Source organism: Cytophagaceae bacterium ABcell3 (assembly GCA_030913385.1).
Taxonomy (GTDB): Bacteria; Bacteroidota; Bacteroidia; order Cytophagales; family Cytophagaceae; genus ABcell3.
In genome coordinates this window covers 1,782,281-1,803,466 of record CP133159.1, presented here as the reverse complement: position 1 = coordinate 1,803,466, position 21,186 = coordinate 1,782,281, and the positions used below count along the sequence as shown (strand labels likewise).

The following is a 21,186-nucleotide window of genomic DNA, read 5'->3' as shown; positions in this document are numbered from 1 at the left end:
GAATTATACAATAGACTTCTCGTCATGAGGAGCAAAATAACAGTAAATCAACACTTTTAGATCGCAATGTATAGCAGTGGCACCAAAGTGAAAAAAAGCGACTGATTTGATTTATTTTGCTACGCAATTAAAAGTTCTATTGCTTATTTCAGGTTAAACATACGACAAAACAACATTGTTTGAACAAACTAGACAAAAACACCTATATCAACATACAAACAAACACTTAGAAATGTAATCATATTAAATAAAAAAACAGTTTCTCGGAACAATAAATTAAGTTAAATGTTTCAAAAATGTATTACCTTTACTACCTTTTAAACCCTTATTTGACAAAGGCGTTTTTTTAACTTAATTGAGATAAATGAGTACTTTTGAAGCCTTTTTACTAGGCATACTTCAGGGACTAACGGAGTTTTTACCTATAAGCAGCAGCGGACATATTGAAATTGGATCTTTTATACTGGGAACAGATCCAGAAGACAACCTTATCTTTCAGCTCATTGTACATGCCGCTACCACCCTCAGCACTATAGTTGTATTCAGAAAAGATATAGGATCGCTTTTCCAAGGATTCTTTACTACCGAATGGAATGATAGCAAAGACTATGTTTCCAAACTGGTATTATCAGCCATCCCCTTAGCTTTTGCAGGTTTCTTTCTGGAAGATTATATAGAAGAAATTTTTGCAGGGCGGGTACTACTAATAGGGTTTATGTTCCTCATTACAGCCTTATTGTTAGGCTTGACCTATTATTATAAAGGAAAAGGCACTGACATCTCTTATAAAAAAGCTATGATTATAGGTATAGCGCAGTCCATAGCCATACTTCCAGGTATATCTAGGTCAGGCTCTACCATTGCATCAGCATTGCTTATTGGAGTAGATAAATATAAGGCTACCCGTTTTTCATTTCTTATGATACTCATGCCTTTGATGGGTGCCTCGCTCCTAAAGTTCATCCAATACCTACAGGATCCGACTATTGCCGGTGGAATTTCAGGGCCAGCTATGACGGTTGGTTTCTTGGCAGCTTTCTTTTCTGGTTGGCTTTCTTGTAAGTGGATGATTGACATAGTTAAAAAAGGAAAACTTATCTACTTCGCCATCTACTGCTTTATCGTAGGTATTATAGCCATAGTTACCTACATGTAGGGTCGGGATTAAATTAAAAAAAACTAACTTTGAGGCAGGAAAGAAAAACCTGCCTTTTTTCATGAAACTGCTATTAGCTTTACTCTTTACGATATTCCTTTCCAGCACTGCACTTGGTCAGGACACTACCATCACCATCACCAAAGAACAGTATCAGGAGTTAGTTGATCGAAACGTACTTCCCAAACCAGAATTGGAGCCTATTGCCACTGACCGCCCTCACCAAACAGAGACAGCACAGATCGTACCTAGCGGATATTTCCAAATTGAAAGTGGCTTTAGTGTAGAAAGAGACTACACCGGAATAAACAGAGAATATTCTATAGGATATAATGACTTATTACTAAAATATGGCCTAGGGCATAACATTGACTTGAGGGTAGGTTCCAGTTTTGTAAACCACCGGATGCCAGACTTAGGCGAAAACATAGTAGGACTAACGGGCATTTTAGTGGGCGGAAAAAAAATGCTTTACTCTGGAAACGGGTGGATACCAGTTGCCACCTTAATGACAGAACTATTTTTACCTTCTTTAGGTCACCCAGCATTCAGACCGCCTTTTTCCGGCGGAACTGTGCGCTTGCTTTTTGAAAACCAAATTACCGATAGAATTGAATTAGAATACAACTTTGGCCCCCACTGGACAGGCTACACACCCAATGCTTCCTACTTTTATGCCATTTCTCTCACATACCAGTTGTGGCGGGGACTGTCCATCTACGGAGAGTCATATGGTTTCTTTATCGAACACCCAGTGCAAAGAAGGCATCACCAAGGCCTAATTCCCGATATCAGGATTGATGGTGGCTTTGTATATTTGGTCAATGACAACTTACAACTCGATATTGAAGCAGGCGTAGGCCTTTCTGAAATTTCACCAGACGGTTTTGTAGCCTTAGGATTTTCTTGGCGTTTCCCGCATTAGTCTATCAGAGTAATGGTTGTGGGAGGTGTTAATGTTTGGTAGCCGCAGGCTACCTCTGGCAGTGCGGCTATATTTATTAGTTCGTTTAGTTCGTTTCTGTAGCCACAGGCTACAGTGAGCGTAGAAGAGATAAGACAGATTACCACAACTAAAGATATATATATTAAACTTTAAATCCTGTTAATTCTCTAATTCTGAAAATTCTGATCCAGACAACATTTCCCGCATTAATCAAGTAATCCCCTTAACAAATTGCCAGCCAAATAGGCAATAAAAGCTGCAAAACCACCCAAGGTCAAAGTTTCTAAAATCCCCCAGACCGGGTTCTTCTTATTAACATAGCTTTTGAGACTACCTACCACACAAAGTGCAAGCCCTGTAAGGATACAAGAATATATAAAAAGATAGTACGCGTCTCCAACTCCATAAAACCAATCAAAAACATAAGAAAACAAAGGAATTGCACCAATCAAAACAAATGAAACAAATGTGACAAACGCAGTCTTAACTGGAGCCTTTGGATCTGGAACAAGTTCGTGTTTTTCTTTCATTATGGTCTCAGCCCAAACCTCTTTATTGGACATAAGCACTTCTGTTACCTGATCAAGCAAAGGTCCTTTAAAACCTTTTTTTTCAAAAATGTCCCTTAGCGTTTCTTTTTCTGCTTCTGGCATATTTCCTATCCGGCAAGTCTCCATATCCAACCTTTTATTATAATTGTCACGAGCAGCTCTAGTACTGAAAAAATTACCTACGGACATTGAAAAACCGTCTGCCAGTAAATTTGCGACACCCAGCACAATTACAATCCCCAGCTCCATCTCAGCACCGGTAGCACCTGCAACTACCGCAAATGTTGTTATAGCCCCATCTATCCCACCATACACAAACTCTGCTATATAATCCTTCTTAAGAAGGAAAGGGGCACTTTTATTATCTACATTTAACCTAGAAGACATTTTCTATTATTATTGTATCTTGAAGTAGTAAACAGGAACCATGCAATATGTTAATTTTAAAATATTGATGCTACATTCTACAAAAAATTTAGCAGGCTTAAAAAACACAACCTTGTAAATGGATCACCACTTGCCAGTCATGGAAATAATACCAGAAGTAAAAGAGCTTTTGGGCAAAAAGAACACCTTAATTTTACAAGCACCTCCAGGAGCAGGAAAGAGCACGGTCTTACCATTGGAGCTATTGAACGAACCTTGGTTAAATGGCAAGAAAATAATCATGCTCGAGCCTCGAAGGCTTGCGGCAAGGTCAGTAGCTATTCGTATGGCAGCACAGTTAGGAGAACACAACGGAGAAACAATAGGCTATAGGGTACGGTTTGAAAACAAAACAAGTCCATCTACCAAGCTAGAAGTAGTTACAGAAGGAATCCTTACACGAAAGCTGCAAAATGACAATACATTAGAAGATGTAGGCATGGTTATTTTTGACGAGTTCCATGAAAGAAGCCTACATGCAGATTTAGCTTTTACGCTGTGCCGGGAAATACAACAAATATTAAGAGAAGATTTAAGGATCCTGATAATGTCAGCGACTTTAAACATGGATCAACTCAGCAATGCACTCCCAGATACACCCACAGTCCATTCCAAAGGCAGACAATTTCCTGTGCGTATAGAGTACCTTCCACAAGAGACCAACCAAAGCATTGCCACACAAATGGCCAATGCAGTGAAAAAAATAATTTCTAAGGAAGAAGGGGACATTTTAGCTTTCCTACCAGGCGCCAGTGAAATAAACCAAACAATAGAACTACTAAATATTCCGAACATAAAAGTCCTACCTTTGTATGGCGACCTCCCGTTTCAAAAGCAGCAGGAAGCCATCAACCCAAATTTAGAGGGACTTCGAAAAGTCATTTTGGCAACCTCTATTGCTGAAACCAGCCTTACCATTGAGGGCATAAAAGTGGTAGTAGATAGCGGCCTGTCCCGCAGCCCAAGATTTAACCCCGTTACAGGCTTTACAAGGTTAGAGACTGTACCCGTAACATTAGACGCTGCTGACCAAAGAGCTGGCCGGGCAGGCAGGACTTCGCCCGGTGTCTGCTACCGTCTTTGGCACAAGGCTTCCACCCAACACCTTTTACCGAACAGGAAGCCTGAAATTTTGGAGGCAGACTTGGCATCAATGATGTTAGAACTAACCTTATGGGGAGTACAAGATGTACATAAGCTTTCATGGATTACACCTCCCCCTACAGGAGCAGTCAATCAAGCTTTAGACCTCCTTATAAAACTCAAAGCGATCAAAAGCGGCAAAATAACCGAGCATGGGAAATCTATTGCCAATCTCCCAACCCACCCTCGAATTGCCCACATGCTCATAGAGGCAGAAAGTCATGATCTGCTGGTTTTAGCGACAGATTTGGCAGCCATACTGGAAGAGCGGGATCCGCTAGGCTGGGGACATGGAGCAGCTATTGCAGACAGGCTACAGGCGTTAAGGCAGTTTAGAGAAAACGAATTAAGAGAAAACCGCCGAGCATTTGAGCGCATCGAAAAACTGGCATTTCCCTGGCGAAAGATCTTCAAAACACCAGTTGACAATGATGATGCTTCTGTAGAAGATATTGGTTTCCTATTAGCGGCAGCATGGCCTGAAAGAATTGCCAAACAACAAACCAATGATCCATGTAAGTTCAAGTTGTCCTCTGGTAGAGTAGCAAAACTGCCAGACCACGATCCATTAGTAATAGAAAAGTGGTTGGTCATAGCCCAGTTAGACGCTGGTATCAATGAAGGAAAAATTTTCTTGGCCTCACCTATTAACCCTGCCAGCCTGGAAAATTTCATAACAGAAAAAGAAGTATTAAGCTGGGATAAACAAAACGAAACCTTAATTGCTAGAAAAGAACGAAGGATTGGTGAAATCATCGTAGAAACCAGTCCATTGAACCATTATCCTCAAGAGGAGAAAATAAAGGTACTGTGCCAAGCAGTACAGGCCGACGGAGAAAGACTTCTTCCGTGGGATCAGAAAGAGGTGGCTATGTTTCAGGCAAGAGTGCAATGTTTACGAATATGGCGACCAGAAGAAGGCTGGCCAGACATTAGCACCAAAACGCTAATAAACAATCCAGAACCTTGGCTAGGGATCTACTTAGGAGATGTAAAGAAAAAGACAGACTTCCAGAGGCTTGACTTATTGACCATACTGCAAGGCATAATACCGTGGGAACTGTCTCAAAAAATAGATACGCTTGCACCATCCAAATTACAAGTCCCTACAGGCTCTATGCTACAGCTAACTTACCAACAAGATGGCGCACCACCTATCCTTGCTGTTAGACTCCAAGAAATGTTTGGGCAAGCAGAGACACCGGCTATAAATGAAGGACAAACAAAGGTGTTGCTGCACTTGCTTTCCCCAGGATATAAACCGGTACAAGTGACACAAGACCTAAAGAGTTTCTGGAACAACACCTACCCGGAAGTCAGAAAAGAACTAAGGGTAAGGTATAAAAAGCACTATTGGCCAGAAAACCCATGGGAAGCCGAAGCTGTCAGAGGGGTAAAGAGGAGAAGTTAGTTTCTCAAATGAATCTTTAATTTCACGACAAACAGGATAGCACCTTACCCGCCTACAACGGCAAGTAGCTTTATTTTAAAACAAAGCTACTTGCAGGACAAATTTGCTAAACTTTACAAGCACCCATGCCTCCTCCTAAACTATGCATATTGCTGAACACGTGCCTGCACAGACTGTTTGCTTAAACCTGAAATATGCATTAAAACTTTCTATTTCGTGGCAAAATCTAATGCATAATTCAGGTTAAACATTTATGAAAGAGTTTCATTAGCAGCTTATAACCGACAAATGCTGTGGGTATGCCGGTAACGAGCCCTCCCGTAAATAGTGCCAGTATGGTTTCATATCCGCCACTAAAGATTTGTGCGGTCACCTCCTTTTGTACACTGGTTTCCGTACTATGCCTCTTAGTTTTTAACTACCTTCTTTACTATAAATTCATCACCTGAATAGATCCTGAAAAAGTACACACCACTGCTCAGACTTTCAATATTTATAAGCGTATCAGCAGTCTCAATCAAAACCTTACCGGAATAGTCCAGCACCTCTGTTTTATCTATTCCCAAATCAGCGTTTATCTGCACTAAACCGGCAGCAGGATTGGGATAAAGCTTAATCTTAGCGGAAAGGCTTTCTGATACATTGCTCACTAACCTATAGTCACATTCTCTGGATGGGGAAAAGTTAATATTAACCTCATCATCATGATAACACCTGACCGGTCCGTCAGCTTCAGGGATAATAATCTTCCCTAAGGGCAGAAACCATTCATACCCGCCGATTTTCTCCAGATAAAAATGAGAAAACCAGCCAAACTCATCAGGTTGCTTTAAAATATATTTTTTTAACTCAACCCCATCATAAATCTCAGTAATTATATCCTCCACAACAATCCGGTAAGTAGAATCTTCCCCGTTTAAATTACCGTAAGGCACATCCATCGTAAGTGTATCATCTACAGAAACATTGAAAACCAGTAGCCGGTAAAATTTATTAAGTTCATTGTTGTATAGTGATACCGTATCTCCCTCCTGATAAATGAAATATGGAGCCAGGTTTACACTATCACCCTGATACCTGTAATACGTCCTAGTGACTTTCCTTAGGTCATAATTGTTTATAACTGTATCTTTTTGGACTATAAAATGATAATACTCAGAACCACCGGGTGCCCGGCCACCTGCACTGGAGCTATAATACCACTCCGCACCCACAGGGGCAAAAGTCTGACCATAAGACAGGAGCACCTGAAAAACAGCCAGAAAAGAGAAAAATAGTTTAAGTTTCATGTTAATAGTTCTATTTAATATAGGGCGCGCTGAAAAACAGCCAAAACATTGATCTGTCAATATTTGCATAAACTATTATGAGGTATAGATGCAAGTTTTTTTTCGGTTATTTCTTATTTTTTCCGTGTACAGTAAATTGAGAAGCTTTTAATCTATTTTTTTTTGCACTAGCCACAAGCGCACAATCTACTTTATGGCCTTACATTCGAAGTATTCCAATATGTCATCATGTAAGGCCATGCGTATCTTGCACACTTGTGACTTTTTCAGCAGGCCCTAATATACCTGCCAGAAAAATTAAGGAAAGATAGGAAAGAGAACCAATATCACCAAAACATTTTAAAAGCTAACCTTAAAAATTAAAAGTTTTGCAGATATTTTCACTCACTTTGTTATACAAAAAAAATTAATGATACCTGAATCTTCCTGTTCTCATAGTACATAAAAGAATCAAGGATTTTGGATAGTATATAACACTCGTAAACATGGCATCAAATAATATGGCCCTTATGCATATTGCTTAACAGGCTGCTTGCTTGAACCTGAAACTTTAGAAAGAATTTCATTAGCAGCTTATAACCGACAAATGCTGTGGGTATGCCGGTAACGAGCCCTCCGGTAAATAATGCCAGTATGGTTTCGTATCCAGTGCTAAAGATTTGTGCGGCAAACTGCATATCCAGCTGCTCAGGAAAAACAAAAGTTGGCTGAAAACCCAGCAGCCATGTGCCGATATAATAGTTAAAGCTAAATATAAACAAGCCGGTAAATACATTAGTATTAAACACAGCAATTCCAGCAGCTACTTTATTGAGCTTAAAAACAGAGGCAAGAAAGAAGGCTAAAACCATCTGAAAACCTACAAAAGGTGTCATACCTATCAGTGTGCCAAGAGCAAAACCTCCGGCAATCTTTTCAGGCTTATCATTGATACCGGTTAGCTTCTTAGCAGCTTTTATTAGCATGTTTTTCAGAAAATTTGACTTGCCTGATTTTACTGGCGACACAGTTTTACCCATTACATTAAGCCAATCAATGGTTTGTCCTATAGCTGTATCTGTGGAAGTATTTTTCAGCCCCAGTTCCCGGAAAGCCTTAGTTCCTGAATAATAATTATCAAGACTCAAAATGCTGGCATTTACAAAATTAAGCGAAACGGCTTTGCCGCTGATCCTGCTCCATAAGGTTCCGGCCATCCCCAAGGCTTTGAAAACTGTCTTGGGAAATACGATTCTAAAAGGTTTGTGTCCGCTAATGCTGTTTACCTTATCAAAAAAAGCTGAGTAGGTAAGATTTTCGCCAGCAAGAAGATAGGTCTCTCCTGCCTTGCCTTTTTCAAGCGCCAGCAGCACGCCAGAGGCAACATCACAGGCAGGAACAAAATTTTTACCTCCCCGTGGTACAACCTGAATTTTCCGCAAGCCATGCAGGATCATTCTGGATGTACCCTGTTTATAATCCTGCGGCCCTATGACAAAGGTCGGATTAATAACTACTGCGTCCAGCCCTCTTTTTTCTACTTGTTCCAGCACATATTGCTGAGCCAGATATTTGCTGTTTATATACCCTGATCCGACTCCGAACAGGCTGAAGCCGGAAAGCTCTGTGCCTGGCTTTTCCAAAGATCCTGGACCGATTGTATTAGCAGTGCTTATATACACCATTTTTTTTACACCATGTTGAATGGCAGCCTCTGTAATATTAATGGTTCCATGTACATTGACAGCTTCATAATGTTTAAAGGAAGTTTCTGCTCCCGGTGTAAGAGATGCTACATGAATAACAATATCACACCCCTTTACCGCATCATTCACCTCTTTATGGTTTGTAAGACATCCATACATAATTTCAGAGAAACAACCTTTAATTCCTTCTGTACCGGATGACTTTCTCATAAACAGCCGGATGTCATATCCGGCCTCTGACATTTTTCTTGTAATGTGGCCACCCAACAATCCGCTGGCGCCTGTGATCAGAACTTTCATTGTATAATTGCTTGATGGTTATAATCGGTTTCTCGCTTAATAATATCAGAAACAACCTTTATTCCTGCGGAACAAGGAATCGCCTTCATCAGAAGATAGCTTAAGACATTCCAGATACCAGGTATAAAAACCGCTTTACCGGACAGGGTTCTATCGATTGATTTTCGTGCAATTTCTTCCACAGGCAGCAAGGTCAAACGAGCTTTAAGCCCCTGCGCCATAACACGGCATGAGGTGTTGAAGTTGGTAATGAACGGCCCCGGATGGGTAACGGTAACTGAGACCGGAGATTCTTTTAATTCATAATTTAATGACCTAGAGAAAGAATTCACAAAAGCCTTTGAGGCTGGATATACAGTTTTAAAAGCCACAGGACTAAAGGCTGCCATACTGGATACATTCAAAACATATGACTGTTTATGGCTCATAAGCTCCGGAAGAAAAGCCTTGGTGAGCAAGGCCATAGCCCGCATGTTTACTTTTATTATGGTATCAAGTGAATCGGCAGAAGCCTGTCCGAAGGCCGCTGAACCTCCTGTCCCTGCATTGTTTATGAGAAAGTTTACTCTGTATTTCCCAGAAATCTGAGCTAATATTTTTTCACAAAAATCCTCTTCCGAAAGGTCAGCTTCAATAGCCAGAGCATCGACTTCAAATTCATGCTTCAAATCAGAAGCCAATTGATAAAGGTTTCTTCCGGGCAGAGCTACAAGAATTAGATTCATGCCTCTGCGTGCACAGTCAATGGCGAAAGCTTTGCCTAAACCGGTACTTGCCCCCGTTATGAGGGTGTAATAATGCTTATTCATATGTATTATTGTTAAGACTTAATTTTCAAGTAAGCGTACCATTTTTTTCATAGAGCTAATAAAGGCATCTCTGACAAAGGGGTCAGTAACCCACTGAGGCACACCCGATGGTTTGGTAGCAACAGTATAGGTTATAAAAGTTTTAGAACCTTTTTCTGATACCTCCCATTTTCCAAGAACCTGCTCCATTCGTTCCACACCTTTGTATTTCGGCATTTCAGGGTGTTTAGAGCTTGAATATTCTATCAGAAATCCTTTACTTGTTTTGCTGACCAGCTGGTGTTTTAGTATGCAGTCCTGATCATTAAAAGGCCAAGGGATACCATAACGGATATAAACACTCCATTCCCGTGGAAAAACATCCAGTTCCCGGCAGGTTTTGATACTCCTATTCCAACTTGGTGTTTTTTCTACATCTCTGATAAGTTGAAAAACATCTTCTGACGTGGCATTTACACTAAACTGCAATAAGACTTCCCTTGCTTCCTGGCCTCCGGGAATGTGAATCCACCTTTCATACATGGCTATTCCGTTTGACGATTTTACTAAAACAGCACCTCCGGGACGTTCATGATCGCTTTCACCTGCCGGACAGAAAGACAGTAGCATACTTGCAATAAATACAGTAAATAATCTTTGAATAGAGTTATATCGTTTTTTCATTGTTTCATCGTTTTTTGTTTTACAAAAGACAGTTCTCTCCCAGCCCGCCCGAAGCAGGATTTTTTTTGACCGTTTTTTTTCATTAGTTTATTTACCCAGGTGAAATCTTAATCCGGCGTTAAATCCAGCCCAGATTTTAACACTTGTTTTTTCGGAAGTATTATTAAAAAGTACATTTCTGACAATCATTGACCCGGGCGCCCCTTCTTCAAGGCCGTACTGTGATACCATGACATTCAGAACAGGTCCGGCAAAAACAGCCATTCTTCCCTCTGTTTTCCAGGTAAGCGGCAGACGGAATTTATTGAGCAAATTCAAGCCACTGCCAAAAACACCTTCAGGAAAAGCACTATAGGGAGTCTCCATTACATAATAAGTCATAAGATCCGTATTTAAGCGCAGCCTCCTGCTAATTGTCCATTCGGAACCAAATCCCCCGCCAATGCCCCAGCGCCTGCCGGAACTTGTCTGAGCTCCCAGCGCAAAAATGGTATGTAACAGGGGCACTCCAAGTTTGAAAGCTGCATTTACATGAAAGTCATCTGAAGCAAAAACCTCCACATCCTTATAGGCATTATATTTAACAATGCTGATAACGCCTAAAGGGATTCCTGAAATGCTATCAGCAATATTGATAAGTCCAACTTGTCCCCCATTTACCTTGCGGGCAATGTTTATTGCTGAAAATTGCACACCTCTGACTTTTCCGGCCAGACCAATACCGGACACCTGAACACCATGCACACTTTTTGCCTGATTTAAAAAACCCAACTGAAGTCCACTGGCAGTAACCGAAAAATTGAGAAGCCCCAACTGTAAACCCTGCAAATCTGCTGTTCTGTTTACGACACCCGAAAGCTGAAAACCTCTGACTTCCTCACCCGCAATATTCACAACGAGCGAAAGCTGGCTACCACTTACCTTTCCGTTAACTAAGTTGTATACACTGCTAAGCTGCAATCCATGCATAAAACTTTCTGTTCTGTTTCCCACCAGCGATATTTCCGCACCCCGCACCCCTTTAGAATGCCCGGATATCAAATACAGTCCCAGGTTAAATACAGCCTCATCCGAATTTACTCCATATATACTAAGTGGCGGAACCAGACCTGCATTAAAAAATGATGAACGAGACACCGTTCTGACTTCCTCTGTATTTCTGATGCTGTCCTGGCCTTCCCAAACTATGTCCGGCAGAGAGTCTTTATTATTAAGTATTTCATATTCAAACACCTCATAACTGTACTTATATGCTATTTCCTGACTGCCGTTATTATCTTCCACCTTATCCGAACCTTCACCAGATGTTTCCTCAATCCCTTCAGAAGTCTTATAGTCAGGAATTTCAACAAGCTCCCTAATTTCCTTTTTGATTTCCTCTCTGGAAATGGTAAGTATAGCTTTATTTTCAGATTGATTCTGTCTATTCTTTTTTGGAACAGACTTATCGTTTTTTCCGGCATCACCGGATATCTTTGTTTCACCTTCAGACTGTTTACGGGGCAAACCAGCTTTAATAATTATTATGCCGTTTTGAAAGACAAAGCCCGCTTCAGATCCGTCTAGCAGATGTTCCAGCACTCCGGAGAGGGGTTTGTCCTTTACTTTGAGGTTAATAGTTCCGGCAGGCAGTTCATTGTTGATGTATGCAAACCTAACCTTATACCTGTCCTGAATATCATTTAGTATTTCTGGCAGGCTCTGGCCTTCAGCCGTCAAAGATACTTTCGTATCCAGGTCCTGCGTGAAACCCTGCAGCGGAACCAGACAAAGTATGAATAGAAACACTTTCTGATATTTTATATATGTTTTCATAGAACCCTCTATTTACAACCTTGCCCTGAAAGAATATAATGATTGGCTTCTTTCTCAATATCAATATTTCCTGTTAAAGAAAGGACATCAAGTACCTCTTCAAGCTGAGGGTTATCAAAAGAAGCAGTAAACCTGCAGTTCTGCAGTTCTCCAGTACGAATACTGATATTTACCTTGAAATATGCTTCCAGTGCACGTGCAATTTCTTCAAGAGGCATATTGTCAAAAGAGAGCTTCCTAGATTTCCAGGCTGAATAATTGATATCCCGGACAGGTTCCTTTACAGGCGTTACATGTGCTGTATTAAGCGTGGCCTGCTGCCCCGGTTTCAGAAATATAGCATCCTGTTTATCTTTATGAGCAAAGGCTACCTTACCTGAACTTACATGTATGGCCACAGAGTCTTTAAAAGTTTTTATGTTAAAAGCCGTTCCGATAACTTCTGTAATGGAATTTCCGGCATAAACTGTAAAACGCTTTCCTTCAGCCCTTGCCACTTCAAAAAAAGCTTCTCCGTCCAGGCGCACCAAACGGTTGTCTGAATTAAATCCGGACGAATATGAAATTGTGCTATTTTCATTCATGGTAATACGGCTGCCATCGCTAAGATCTAGGACCCTTGTTTCTCCTGCTGGAGTATGTACACTAATAAGATTTTCTGAATTTATATAATTGTGCACCACATATGAGACAGATAACAGCAAAACCAGTGAAGCGGCAATGGCAAGATGTTTAGTCTGAAGAAATCTCTTCCGTGGCTTTCTCATCTCTGCTTTCAGCCTGAACCTTTGCCAAGCCTTTTCTGTATCTGGTTCATAGTTTTGGCCAGCATCGGTTTTCTTCCATACAGATTCTGCATCGGTTAAATCTTCCTTCACTGCCGCATTGCTTTCCCCCAGCGCAAAAAGTCTTTGCTTTTCTTCAGGGGAAATATTGCCGCTTATATACCCGGCAAGTTTCTGATAATATTTCTCTTTATTCTCTTCCATCATTAATAAAACATTTAAGTGAGCCATTACCCTACCTTCAGATTTATAAAATCTGAGATATAAGGCTGATTATTAAAGCTGCCACTACATCTTTCAAACTGTTTTTAAGGCGCTGCAAAGCTATACCCATATGCTTTTCCACTGCTTTCACAGATACTTCCAGACGGTCAGCGATTTCCTTGTAGCTAAGTTCTTCGAACCGGCTCAGCGAAAAGACAATTTTAGTTTTAGGGGGCAAAGAATCTATGGCTTTATATACAGAACTTTCCGCTTCACGAAAAAGCATGTTTTTTTCAGTATCCATATAGCCCATGATATCCATGCCTGCCACATCATCGCCAGATATTTTTTTTTGGAGCTTCAGGAAATTCAAAGCCGAATTATAACAGGATCTGTACAGGTATGATTTTATCCCCTGGTCAATCTGCAGCTTATCACGCCGGTCCCAGATTTTCAAAAATACCTCCTGCACAATATCTTCAGCAGCAGAACTATCTCTTAGAAGATTGTAAAGTGACTTACACAGAGGGGCATAAAGTTCCCGGAAAAGTACCTCAACCTTCTCCTCAGGAGTAAAATTTCTAAAAACCGAATAATCTGTATTCGCAGTGTCCGCACCAGTCTTTGTCATCGTATGAATTTCCTGTTCATTTAATATAAGAACAAGTATACACCCTCTTACCCTACCCTCAAAAAAAATATAATTTAAAAAAATCGATAATTCATACATACCAGGGCTAATACAACTGGTCTATTGATTAGGGCATTCCATTTTAAAACATCCTCACCACTCTTATCAAATGAAATAATTTCTGAACCAAATAACTGCCCAAACAGAAGACTGACCGCATAAAAAACAGTTCCCCATTAAATTTACTATGCGCCCCTGCACTTTATTCGGAAATAAAATTTTATCACTCACGAAACAGGAACCCACCTGACCGATGTGACAATTATAGCCAATAATACTGCCACAATATGAAAGGGAACAAGAAAAAAATAAACCAATTAGTCTATATCGCAATGACAAACTGCTTCCCATTTTCACTCATGAAAACCTATTAAATCTTTATTACTTAATTAAACCACCACCCAATGATTTACAAGACTCAATTCATTCAAGGCTTTATCTCAATTTCAGCCCCTATTTGTACGGCATTGTATAACTCTTCCATTTCCCCGTTTGTCACTGCAATACAACCTAAAGTCCAATCGAACAATCTGTGCAGCTTTCCGATTGCACCCAGCCCATTCTTGATTCCGTGAATCTTTACATCACCCCCTGCCGACTTGGATTTTGACTTTGCATGTTCAATATCTTGTTTATTAGGGTAAGAGATCCCAAGATTTTTATAATACCGGCTTTTATCACTTTTTCCATCAATAAAATAGACTCCTTCAGGGGTCTTTTTATCTCCCTCAAACTCTTTCCTACCAATGGGGTTGCCTCCAAGAGAAATTTTGTAAACCTTCACCAGCTCCCCCTTTGAAAATGCCAGCATTTCTCTTTTGGACTTATGTACTACCAAAGAGTCAATCACAGAATTTTCAGGCAGTTTTTGTTCTGGATAGTAATTATAAACCAAAAGTGCTGCAAATATTAAAAAAGCGACTGTTTTAAGCGTTTTCTTCATCAGGATTGCTCTTCTATGTAATTTTCTGGTGTATAGGTAACGCGGGCAAAATTTTTTGTAATAAGTTCTGTACTCACAACTTTCCCACTTCTAAATTTTAAAATCTTCTCTCTCCAAATCTCATTCTTTCTAAAAAAATCATTTCCAATCTTGACAAACTTGTGCCCCTTTTCGAATACATGATACGCATAATCCAGCTCTGTGTCAATCCTAAGCTCCCCTTCAAGACATTTTTCTGACATCCAAAGGTTTATTTGAAATACATGATCGGTGTTATTCGTAAACTGGTAATCCCTATAATTGTAAAAGACCGTTGCGCCACTGCCAAAGGGCAAAACTCTCCCATCATCTGGAAAAGGGTCAAACGAATGATGGTATCTTTCAGTAACAGTTAATGGGCTATGAATAACAAGCCAGTGAATAAGATTAGATATTTGACAAATACCTCCTCCAATACCAGGTTTTGCCTTGCCAAACGACAACTCCATTCCAGGCAAATACCCCTTGCCTTTAGTTGGCAATCCTACGAGCTTGCAAAAAGAAAATGTCTCTTGAGGTTTAATTACAATGCCATCAATATTCTGAATAGCAATTTTCAAATTTGTCACTTTATTGACCTGTAACTGCATGTCACTACCTCCAAGCTTTTTCAGCAGTACAGATTGATGTTTTTTAACACGGAAAGGAAGTTTCTCTGAACTTCTTGCGCTCGAATACCTCTTTTTGCCAAAATACCATTCAATGTATCGTTTTACCCGCCTGGACCAAACGGCTAAGAAGTAAAAAATGGGATGTCTTTGACTGAGTAATACCCTTTGTCTCACTGTGTGTTTTGGATGGCTGGTAATGGGATGAGCTTTAGCTGCTATTTATAACCTAAAATTTGCAACATATTTTTATATAAGTAACAAAATGTCAATCGATTCACTCATGCACAGCCTATAACTGCCGGAATAAGGTAAAGATAAATAAATGTAGGATGACTTACAACGACTGCTACTATACAGCTACATGTTATTTTTTCCCTTTTTCATTATCTGTCCATTTTCTAAAATTCGATACTCCACTTTTCCTGTAGTCACTGTCATAGACCCTTCAACGATATCCATTTCTTCTTTGCAAATATCCCACATTTTCACCGTATCAAGGGTTTTAAATACGACGATTAAAAGGTATATTCGTTGAAAACCTGTAATGAATGAAAAGACTCACGCACAACCTAGACAATTGGCCAAACTTCACCTAGATAATTGAAGAGTTTGAGTGGGCACTATTGGAGAAATACGGTACAGCTCAGAGGCAGGTCAAACTTGGACCTAACAATTTTAGCATTGTCTAACTTCTCCTATAATTATCATCAAAACTTTAAAAGAGGGCTTGCAAGAATTGAATTTAAGCTTTGTAGTTTTCATTGTTGCTAACAACACCCTTCTTTTAGGGAAGCACAAAATTTAATTAAATAGTACTTACAAAGCTTCCTCAGCCAATATTATTATAAGGCTAATATAGATAAATTTGAAGAAAGGAAAACAAACAATACCTAATGAAATTAAATAATGCTTTTATGTTGATAATGATGCTGCTGGTTATCTTAAGCGGCCATCAACTGCCGGCACAGACAAAAAAAGAGTTAAAGGAAATATTATCTTTTTTAGAGGGAATGAGAAACATTCCTGCTGGAGTCAGACATGACGATAACTACCATAAGCTATCCGATTACCGCCAGTGACACAAATCTTCTTAATCGACCTCCCCTTGGCATTTCATATAAGGACACCATACCTAAATTCTACATGTCTGATCATGAAGTTACAAATGGCGAGTACCAACAGTTTGTCAACTGGGTAAAAGACTCTTTGCTAAAAACAGAACCTGCTGTTGAAGTATATAGCTACCGTTTTACAGACCAGGGGAAACAGATTGTGGTAAATGTCAAACCTGACACGACGGTTTGGATCAAAGATTTTAGGCATTCAATAATAGACCCGGAGCTGAATTACTACCATTCCAATCCGACAACTACAAACTTTCCTGTTGTGGGTGTTTCTGCCATTCAGGCCCGTGCATACTGCCATTGGATGACCAGACAGTTTGAAACCTTGCTGGAAAAGTACAACATTGAAACAGGTGGCGAATTCAGGTTACCAACCCTGCAGGAATGGGAGCGCGGTGCGCAGGAATCGCTAACGAAAGACAATATAAGGTATGTTTATAATCAGTTATATCCCTGGGGCAGCCATAGACTACATGACGTAAATGGTTATTATGCTAATTTCGGAACAATTCGTGATCAAAATAATATAGTTTCTAAGGTCAATTATGAGGACAATTACATTTTTACTGCTCCCGTGAAATCTTTTAAACCCACTCAAACAGGACTTTTTGATATGGCAGGAAACGTTTCTGAATGGACTTCAACTTCGCTAGACAAAAATAGCGTGATTCAAAATTACAAAGAAGTATATAAAGAGTTGACAGGAAGCAATTATGATTTCCTGTTCCCCGAGCTATGCGGAGAGAGTCCTGACTGGCGCTTGTTTGAGGAACACGTTAAACAAGAAAAAAACCATTCCTACAACGCTACCAATGGCTGGGAAATGGAAAGAATTTTATTTTCAGGAAAACAAAGAAAGGAGGAAGAGTTACATAACCTTATGGTATTGGAACATTCTGATGATCTGCTGATCGTAAAAGGAGGCTCCTGGAATGACCCTCCGGTTTATCTTCAGAACTCAGTAAATCAGGTGTACTCTGAAAAAGCCCAACATTCAACCATAGGTTTCCGTCTGGCGCTCACGCTTCACCCTGAATTGGAGAAACTACTTGGAAATAAATTTAAAGAACAATCTTCCGAAAAGGTAAAATTTAAACCCACAAAAAATTTAAAATAACACTATGGACGTTTAAAAGCTCTGCTTTTTTTATAACTCCGAATTTATTCGGAGTTATTCAAGTTTAACATATCCAAATTAGGCGCACTGAAAACGCCTAAAATATTGATCTGTTTATATTTGTTAAACTATTAGGAGGTTTAGGAGCAAAGTTTTTTCGGTTATTTCATATTTTCCCATGTACAGTAAATTGAGAATTTTTCAATCCAATACTTTTGGGTAGCCAAAAGGCCTTACATTCAAGAATTACTCCAACACCTCTTCTTGTAAGGCCAAACGTAGTGTAGCCACAAGGCATGCCTTGTGGCTACATCTGTGACTTTTCCAACAGGTTCCAATTAGCAGAACGCTGCGAACAAGTAATATAAAACCATTTCAAAACTAGCGGTTCCTACACTAGAACCAGTTTTTCGGTCACTTATATTTTAAAGCGTCTTTAAACACCTGCTACAGGTTTCCTAAAGCTTAAAAACCTTAACCATACTTTGAGAAGCGGGCGTTTCAAACTTTATAAAATAAACCCCAGCCGGCTGCATACTCAGGTCAATATTGACATTACCCTCTTGAGAAAAGTCTTGCATAGAAATTTTTCTCAAAACAACCCCTTGAGTGGAAATAACACTTACCACACCTTGACTGTCCATACCCTGATTTACCGAAACGACAAAATCACCTCGACTTGGATTAGGATATACATTTAGCAAGCCCTCTTCGCAATCAACGCATGAAAATATACTCGTACCAACTTCTATCACCACTACCACCTCATCGGTAGCTGTGTCTCCATCATCATCGGTTACTGTTAATACGATGGAGGTAGTACCTACAGGCAATTCTACCGTCGGATTAACTCCTGTGGCGATTTCCTCTCCATCGATCGACCAACTATAGCTCACTATTTCACCATCCTCATCTGTCGAACCAGAACCGTCAAGTTCCACCTCAACTATACCCTCTCCGGACTCATCTACAAGTTCTTGGTCAGCACCGGCATCTGCTACAGGAGGTATGTTTTCACGAGGGTTTACTACAATAACCACCTCATCGGTAGCTGTGTCTCCATCATTATCGGTTACGGTCAATACGATGGTGTTAGTACCTACAGGCAAATCAACCGTCGGATTAACTCCTGTGGCGATTTCCTCTCCATCGATCGACCAACTATAGCTCACTATTTCACCATCCTCATCTGTCGAACCAGAACCGTCAAGTTCCACCTCAACTATACCCTCTCCGGACTCATCTACAAGTTCTTGGTCAGAACCGGCATCTGCTACAGGGGGAATATTTTCACGAGGGTTTACTACAATAACTACCTCATCGGTAGCTGTGTCTCCATCATCATCGGTTACTGTTAAAACTATGGTAGTAGTACCTACGGGTAATTCAACCGTTGGATTGATCCCTTCAGCGATTTCCTCACCATCCACCGTCCAACTATAGCTCACTATTTCACCATCCTCATCTGTCGAGCCAGAACCGTCAAGCTCCACCTCAACTACACCCTCTCCGGACTCATCTACAAGTTCTTGGTCAGCACCGGCATCTGCTACAGGGGGAATATTTTCACGAGGGTTTACTACAATAACTACCTCATCGGTAGCTGTGTCTCCATCATCATCGGTTACTGTCAATACTATGGTGGTAGTACCTACAGGCAATTCTACCGTCGGGTTAACTCCTTCCGCGATTTCCTCTCCATCGACTTTCCAACTATAGCTCACGATTTCACCATCTTCGTCCGTCGAGCCGGAACCGTCTAGCTCCACCTCAACTGTCCCCTCCCCGGACTCGTCTACAAGTTCTTGGTCAGAACCGGCATCCGCCACAGGCGGGATGTTTTCACGAGGGTTTACTACAATAACTACCTCGTCGGTAGCTATATCGCCATCATCATCGGTCACTGTCAATACGATGGTGGTAGTACCCACGGGCAATTCTACCGTCGGATTGACCCCTGTTCCAATTTCCTCTCCATCTACCGTCCAACTATAGCTCACTATTTCACCATCTTCGTCCGTCGAGCCGGAACCGTCTAGCTCCACCTCAACTGTCCCCTCCCCGGACTCGTCTACAAGTTCCTGGTCAGAACCGGCATCTGCTACAGGGGGGATATTTTCACGAGGGTTTACTACAATATCTACCTCATCGGTAGCTGTATCGCCATCATTATCGGTTACCGTCAATACTATGGTGGTAGTACCTACAGGCAATTCTACCGTCGGGTTAACTCCTTCCGCGATTTCCTCTCCATCGACTTTCCAACTATAGCTCACGATTTCACCATCTTCGTCCGTCGAGCCGGAACCGTCTAGCTCCACCTCAACTGTCCCCTCCCCGGACTCGTCTACAAGTTCCTGGTCAGAACCGGCATCTGCTACAGGGGGAATATTTTCACGAGGGTTTACTACAATAACTACCTCATCGGTAGCTGTGTCTCCATCATCATCGGTTACTGTCAATACTATGGTGGTAGTACCTACAGGCAATTCTACCGTCGGGTTAACTCCTTCCGCGATTTCCTCTCCATCGACTTTCCAACTATAGCTCACTATTTCACCATCTTCATCTGTCGAGCCGGAACCGTCTAGCTCCACCTCAACTGTCCCCTCCCCGGACTCGTCTACAAGTTCTTGGTCAGAACCGGCATCCGCCACAGGCGGGATGTTTTCACGAGGGTTTACTACAATAACTACCTCGTCGGTAGCTATATCGCCATCATCATCGGTCACTGTCAATACGATGGTGGTAGTACCCACGGGCAATTCTACCGTCGGATTGACCCCTGTTCCAATTTCCTCTCCATCTACCGTCCAACTATAGCTCACTATTTCTCCATCTTCATCTGTCGAGCCGGAACCGTCTAGCTCCACCTCAACTACACCCTCCCCAGACTCATCTACAAGTTCTTGGTCAGCACCGGCATCCGCTACAGGGGCGATATTCTGTTCCAAAATAGAAATAACGGCTCCATGCTTATCTTCCAATACAGAATACCCCCCAAAAGTTACATCAGTTGCGATATCATCAAAACTCACAAAATCCAAAGGGCTTTCCCCTGCTTGCAAAGCCTTAAAGGTTATTGTAAAAAGCAGTATGTCTCCCGAAGGGAAATCTGAAAATATTCCATAAGCATATTTCACTATGCCTAAATCATTATCATAAGAAGTAGGCGTAATTTGGACATTTAAGTCCTCTCCCTCATTAATGGACAATACTTCCAAATGCGCCTGGTCAAAAGACAAAAACACATTTGCCCCATCTATCTGTTGTGTTCCTGCATCTACCTTCACATCTACATAGAAAGTTTCGTCTACTTCAACTTCCTTTGAAGAAACAAGGAGATCAACCTGTGCATAGCTGGCATTACTCAACAATAGCAATACCAACGATATTATGTAGGTGGCCATTTCAAACCTGAAAGGTAATTTACCACCCATAGATGTATTATTACTAGACTGTCTTTGAGTCATATCAA

General features: G+C 40.8%; 17 protein-coding genes. 5 read left to right on the top strand and 12 right to left on the bottom strand.

From position 1 onward, the window contains the following. Positions 1 to 364: 364 nt before the first annotated feature. Positions 365 to 1,156, top strand: coding sequence for an undecaprenyl-diphosphate phosphatase (locus RCC89_07385; GenBank protein ID WMJ72982.1), 792 nt, complete (start codon positions 365 to 367; stop codon positions 1,154 to 1,156). Positions 1,157 to 1,217: 61 nt separating this feature from the next. Next, positions 1,218 to 2,081, top strand: coding sequence for a transporter (locus RCC89_07380; GenBank protein ID WMJ72981.1), 864 nt, complete (start codon positions 1,218 to 1,220; stop codon positions 2,079 to 2,081). A 227-nt stretch (positions 2,082 to 2,308) separates the two neighbouring features. Here RCC89_07380 and RCC89_07375 read toward each other — a convergent pair whose 3' ends face one another. Further along, positions 2,309 to 3,040, bottom strand: a complete 732-nt coding sequence (locus RCC89_07375; protein ID WMJ72980.1) for a VIT1/CCC1 transporter family protein — start codon at positions 3,038 to 3,040, stop codon at positions 2,309 to 2,311. Positions 3,041 to 3,158: 118 nt separating this feature from the next. Here RCC89_07375 and hrpB point away from each other — a divergent pair, with 118 nt between their 5' ends. Beyond that, positions 3,159 to 5,633: an ATP-dependent helicase HrpB gene (gene hrpB / locus RCC89_07370; protein WMJ72979.1), complete on the top strand. Its 2,475-nt coding sequence runs from the start codon at positions 3,159 to 3,161 to the stop codon at positions 5,631 to 5,633. Positions 5,634 to 6,040: 407 nt separating this feature from the next. Here hrpB and RCC89_07365 read toward each other — a convergent pair whose 3' ends face one another. From RCC89_07365 to RCC89_07320, 10 genes are all read right to left on the bottom strand, one after another. Continuing rightward, positions 6,041 to 6,922, bottom strand: a complete 882-nt coding sequence (locus RCC89_07365; protein ID WMJ72978.1) for a T9SS type A sorting domain-containing protein — start codon at positions 6,920 to 6,922, stop codon at positions 6,041 to 6,043. A gap of 491 nt (positions 6,923 to 7,413) precedes the next feature. Next, positions 7,414 to 8,907 carry a DUF2062 domain-containing protein gene (locus RCC89_07360; GenBank protein ID WMJ72977.1) on the bottom strand — a complete coding sequence of 498 codons (1,494 nt, stop codon included), beginning with the start codon at positions 8,905 to 8,907 and terminating at the stop codon, positions 7,414 to 7,416. Beyond that, positions 8,904 to 9,716: an SDR family NAD(P)-dependent oxidoreductase gene (locus RCC89_07355; GenBank protein WMJ72976.1), complete on the bottom strand. Its 813-nt coding sequence runs from the start codon at positions 9,714 to 9,716 to the stop codon at positions 8,904 to 8,906. Before RCC89_07355 ends, RCC89_07360 begins: the two co-directional genes overlap by 4 nt. Before the next feature lie 18 nt (positions 9,717 to 9,734). Then, positions 9,735 to 10,379, bottom strand: coding sequence for an SRPBCC family protein (locus tag RCC89_07350; GenBank protein ID WMJ72975.1), 645 nt, complete (start codon positions 10,377 to 10,379; stop codon positions 9,735 to 9,737). 87 nt (positions 10,380 to 10,466) lie between these two features. Continuing rightward, complete coding sequence (locus tag RCC89_07345) at positions 10,467 to 12,194, bottom strand: hypothetical protein (GenBank protein WMJ72974.1); 1,728 nt, start codon at positions 12,192 to 12,194, stop codon at positions 10,467 to 10,469. A gap of 8 nt (positions 12,195 to 12,202) precedes the next feature. Then, entirely contained in the window at positions 12,203 to 13,210 is a 1,008-nt protein-coding gene (locus RCC89_07340; GenBank protein ID WMJ72973.1) for a DUF4974 domain-containing protein, read from the bottom strand. 16 nt (positions 13,211 to 13,226) lie between these two features. After that, complete coding sequence (locus tag RCC89_07335; GenBank protein ID WMJ72972.1) at positions 13,227 to 13,814, bottom strand: RNA polymerase sigma-70 factor; 588 nt, start codon at positions 13,812 to 13,814, stop codon at positions 13,227 to 13,229. 487 nt (positions 13,815 to 14,301) lie between these two features. Then, the gene (locus tag RCC89_07330) at positions 14,302 to 14,817 is read right to left on the bottom strand and encodes a L,D-transpeptidase family protein (protein ID WMJ72971.1); all 516 of its coding nucleotides are present in this window, start codon (positions 14,815 to 14,817) and stop codon (positions 14,302 to 14,304) included. Next, positions 14,817 to 15,446, bottom strand: a complete 630-nt coding sequence (locus RCC89_07325; GenBank protein ID WMJ72970.1) for a VanW family protein — start codon at positions 15,444 to 15,446, stop codon at positions 14,817 to 14,819. The genes RCC89_07330 and RCC89_07325 overlap by 1 nt, the downstream gene beginning before the upstream one ends. 378 nt (positions 15,447 to 15,824) lie before the next feature. Continuing rightward, positions 15,825 to 15,950, bottom strand: a complete 126-nt coding sequence (locus RCC89_07320) for a hypothetical protein (protein ID WMJ72969.1) — start codon at positions 15,948 to 15,950, stop codon at positions 15,825 to 15,827. Between the two features lie 410 nt (positions 15,951 to 16,360). Here RCC89_07320 and RCC89_07315 point away from each other — a divergent pair, with 410 nt between their 5' ends. Both RCC89_07315 and RCC89_07310 read left to right on the top strand, forming a co-directional pair. Continuing rightward, positions 16,361 to 16,546 (top strand): hypothetical protein, encoded by a 186-nt coding sequence (locus RCC89_07315; protein ID WMJ72968.1) that lies wholly within the window; start codon positions 16,361 to 16,363, stop codon positions 16,544 to 16,546. After that, positions 16,506 to 17,708 (top strand): SUMF1/EgtB/PvdO family nonheme iron enzyme, encoded by a 1,203-nt coding sequence (locus tag RCC89_07310; GenBank protein WMJ72967.1) that lies wholly within the window; start codon positions 16,506 to 16,508, stop codon positions 17,706 to 17,708. Before RCC89_07315 ends, RCC89_07310 begins: the two co-directional genes overlap by 41 nt. A 458-nt stretch (positions 17,709 to 18,166) precedes the next feature. Here the strand turns inward: RCC89_07310 and RCC89_07305 are convergent, their stop codons facing one another. Then, positions 18,167 to 21,181 (bottom strand): PKD domain-containing protein, encoded by a 3,015-nt coding sequence (locus RCC89_07305; GenBank protein WMJ72966.1) that lies wholly within the window; start codon positions 21,179 to 21,181, stop codon positions 18,167 to 18,169. Positions 21,182 to 21,186: the final 5 nt, after the last annotated feature.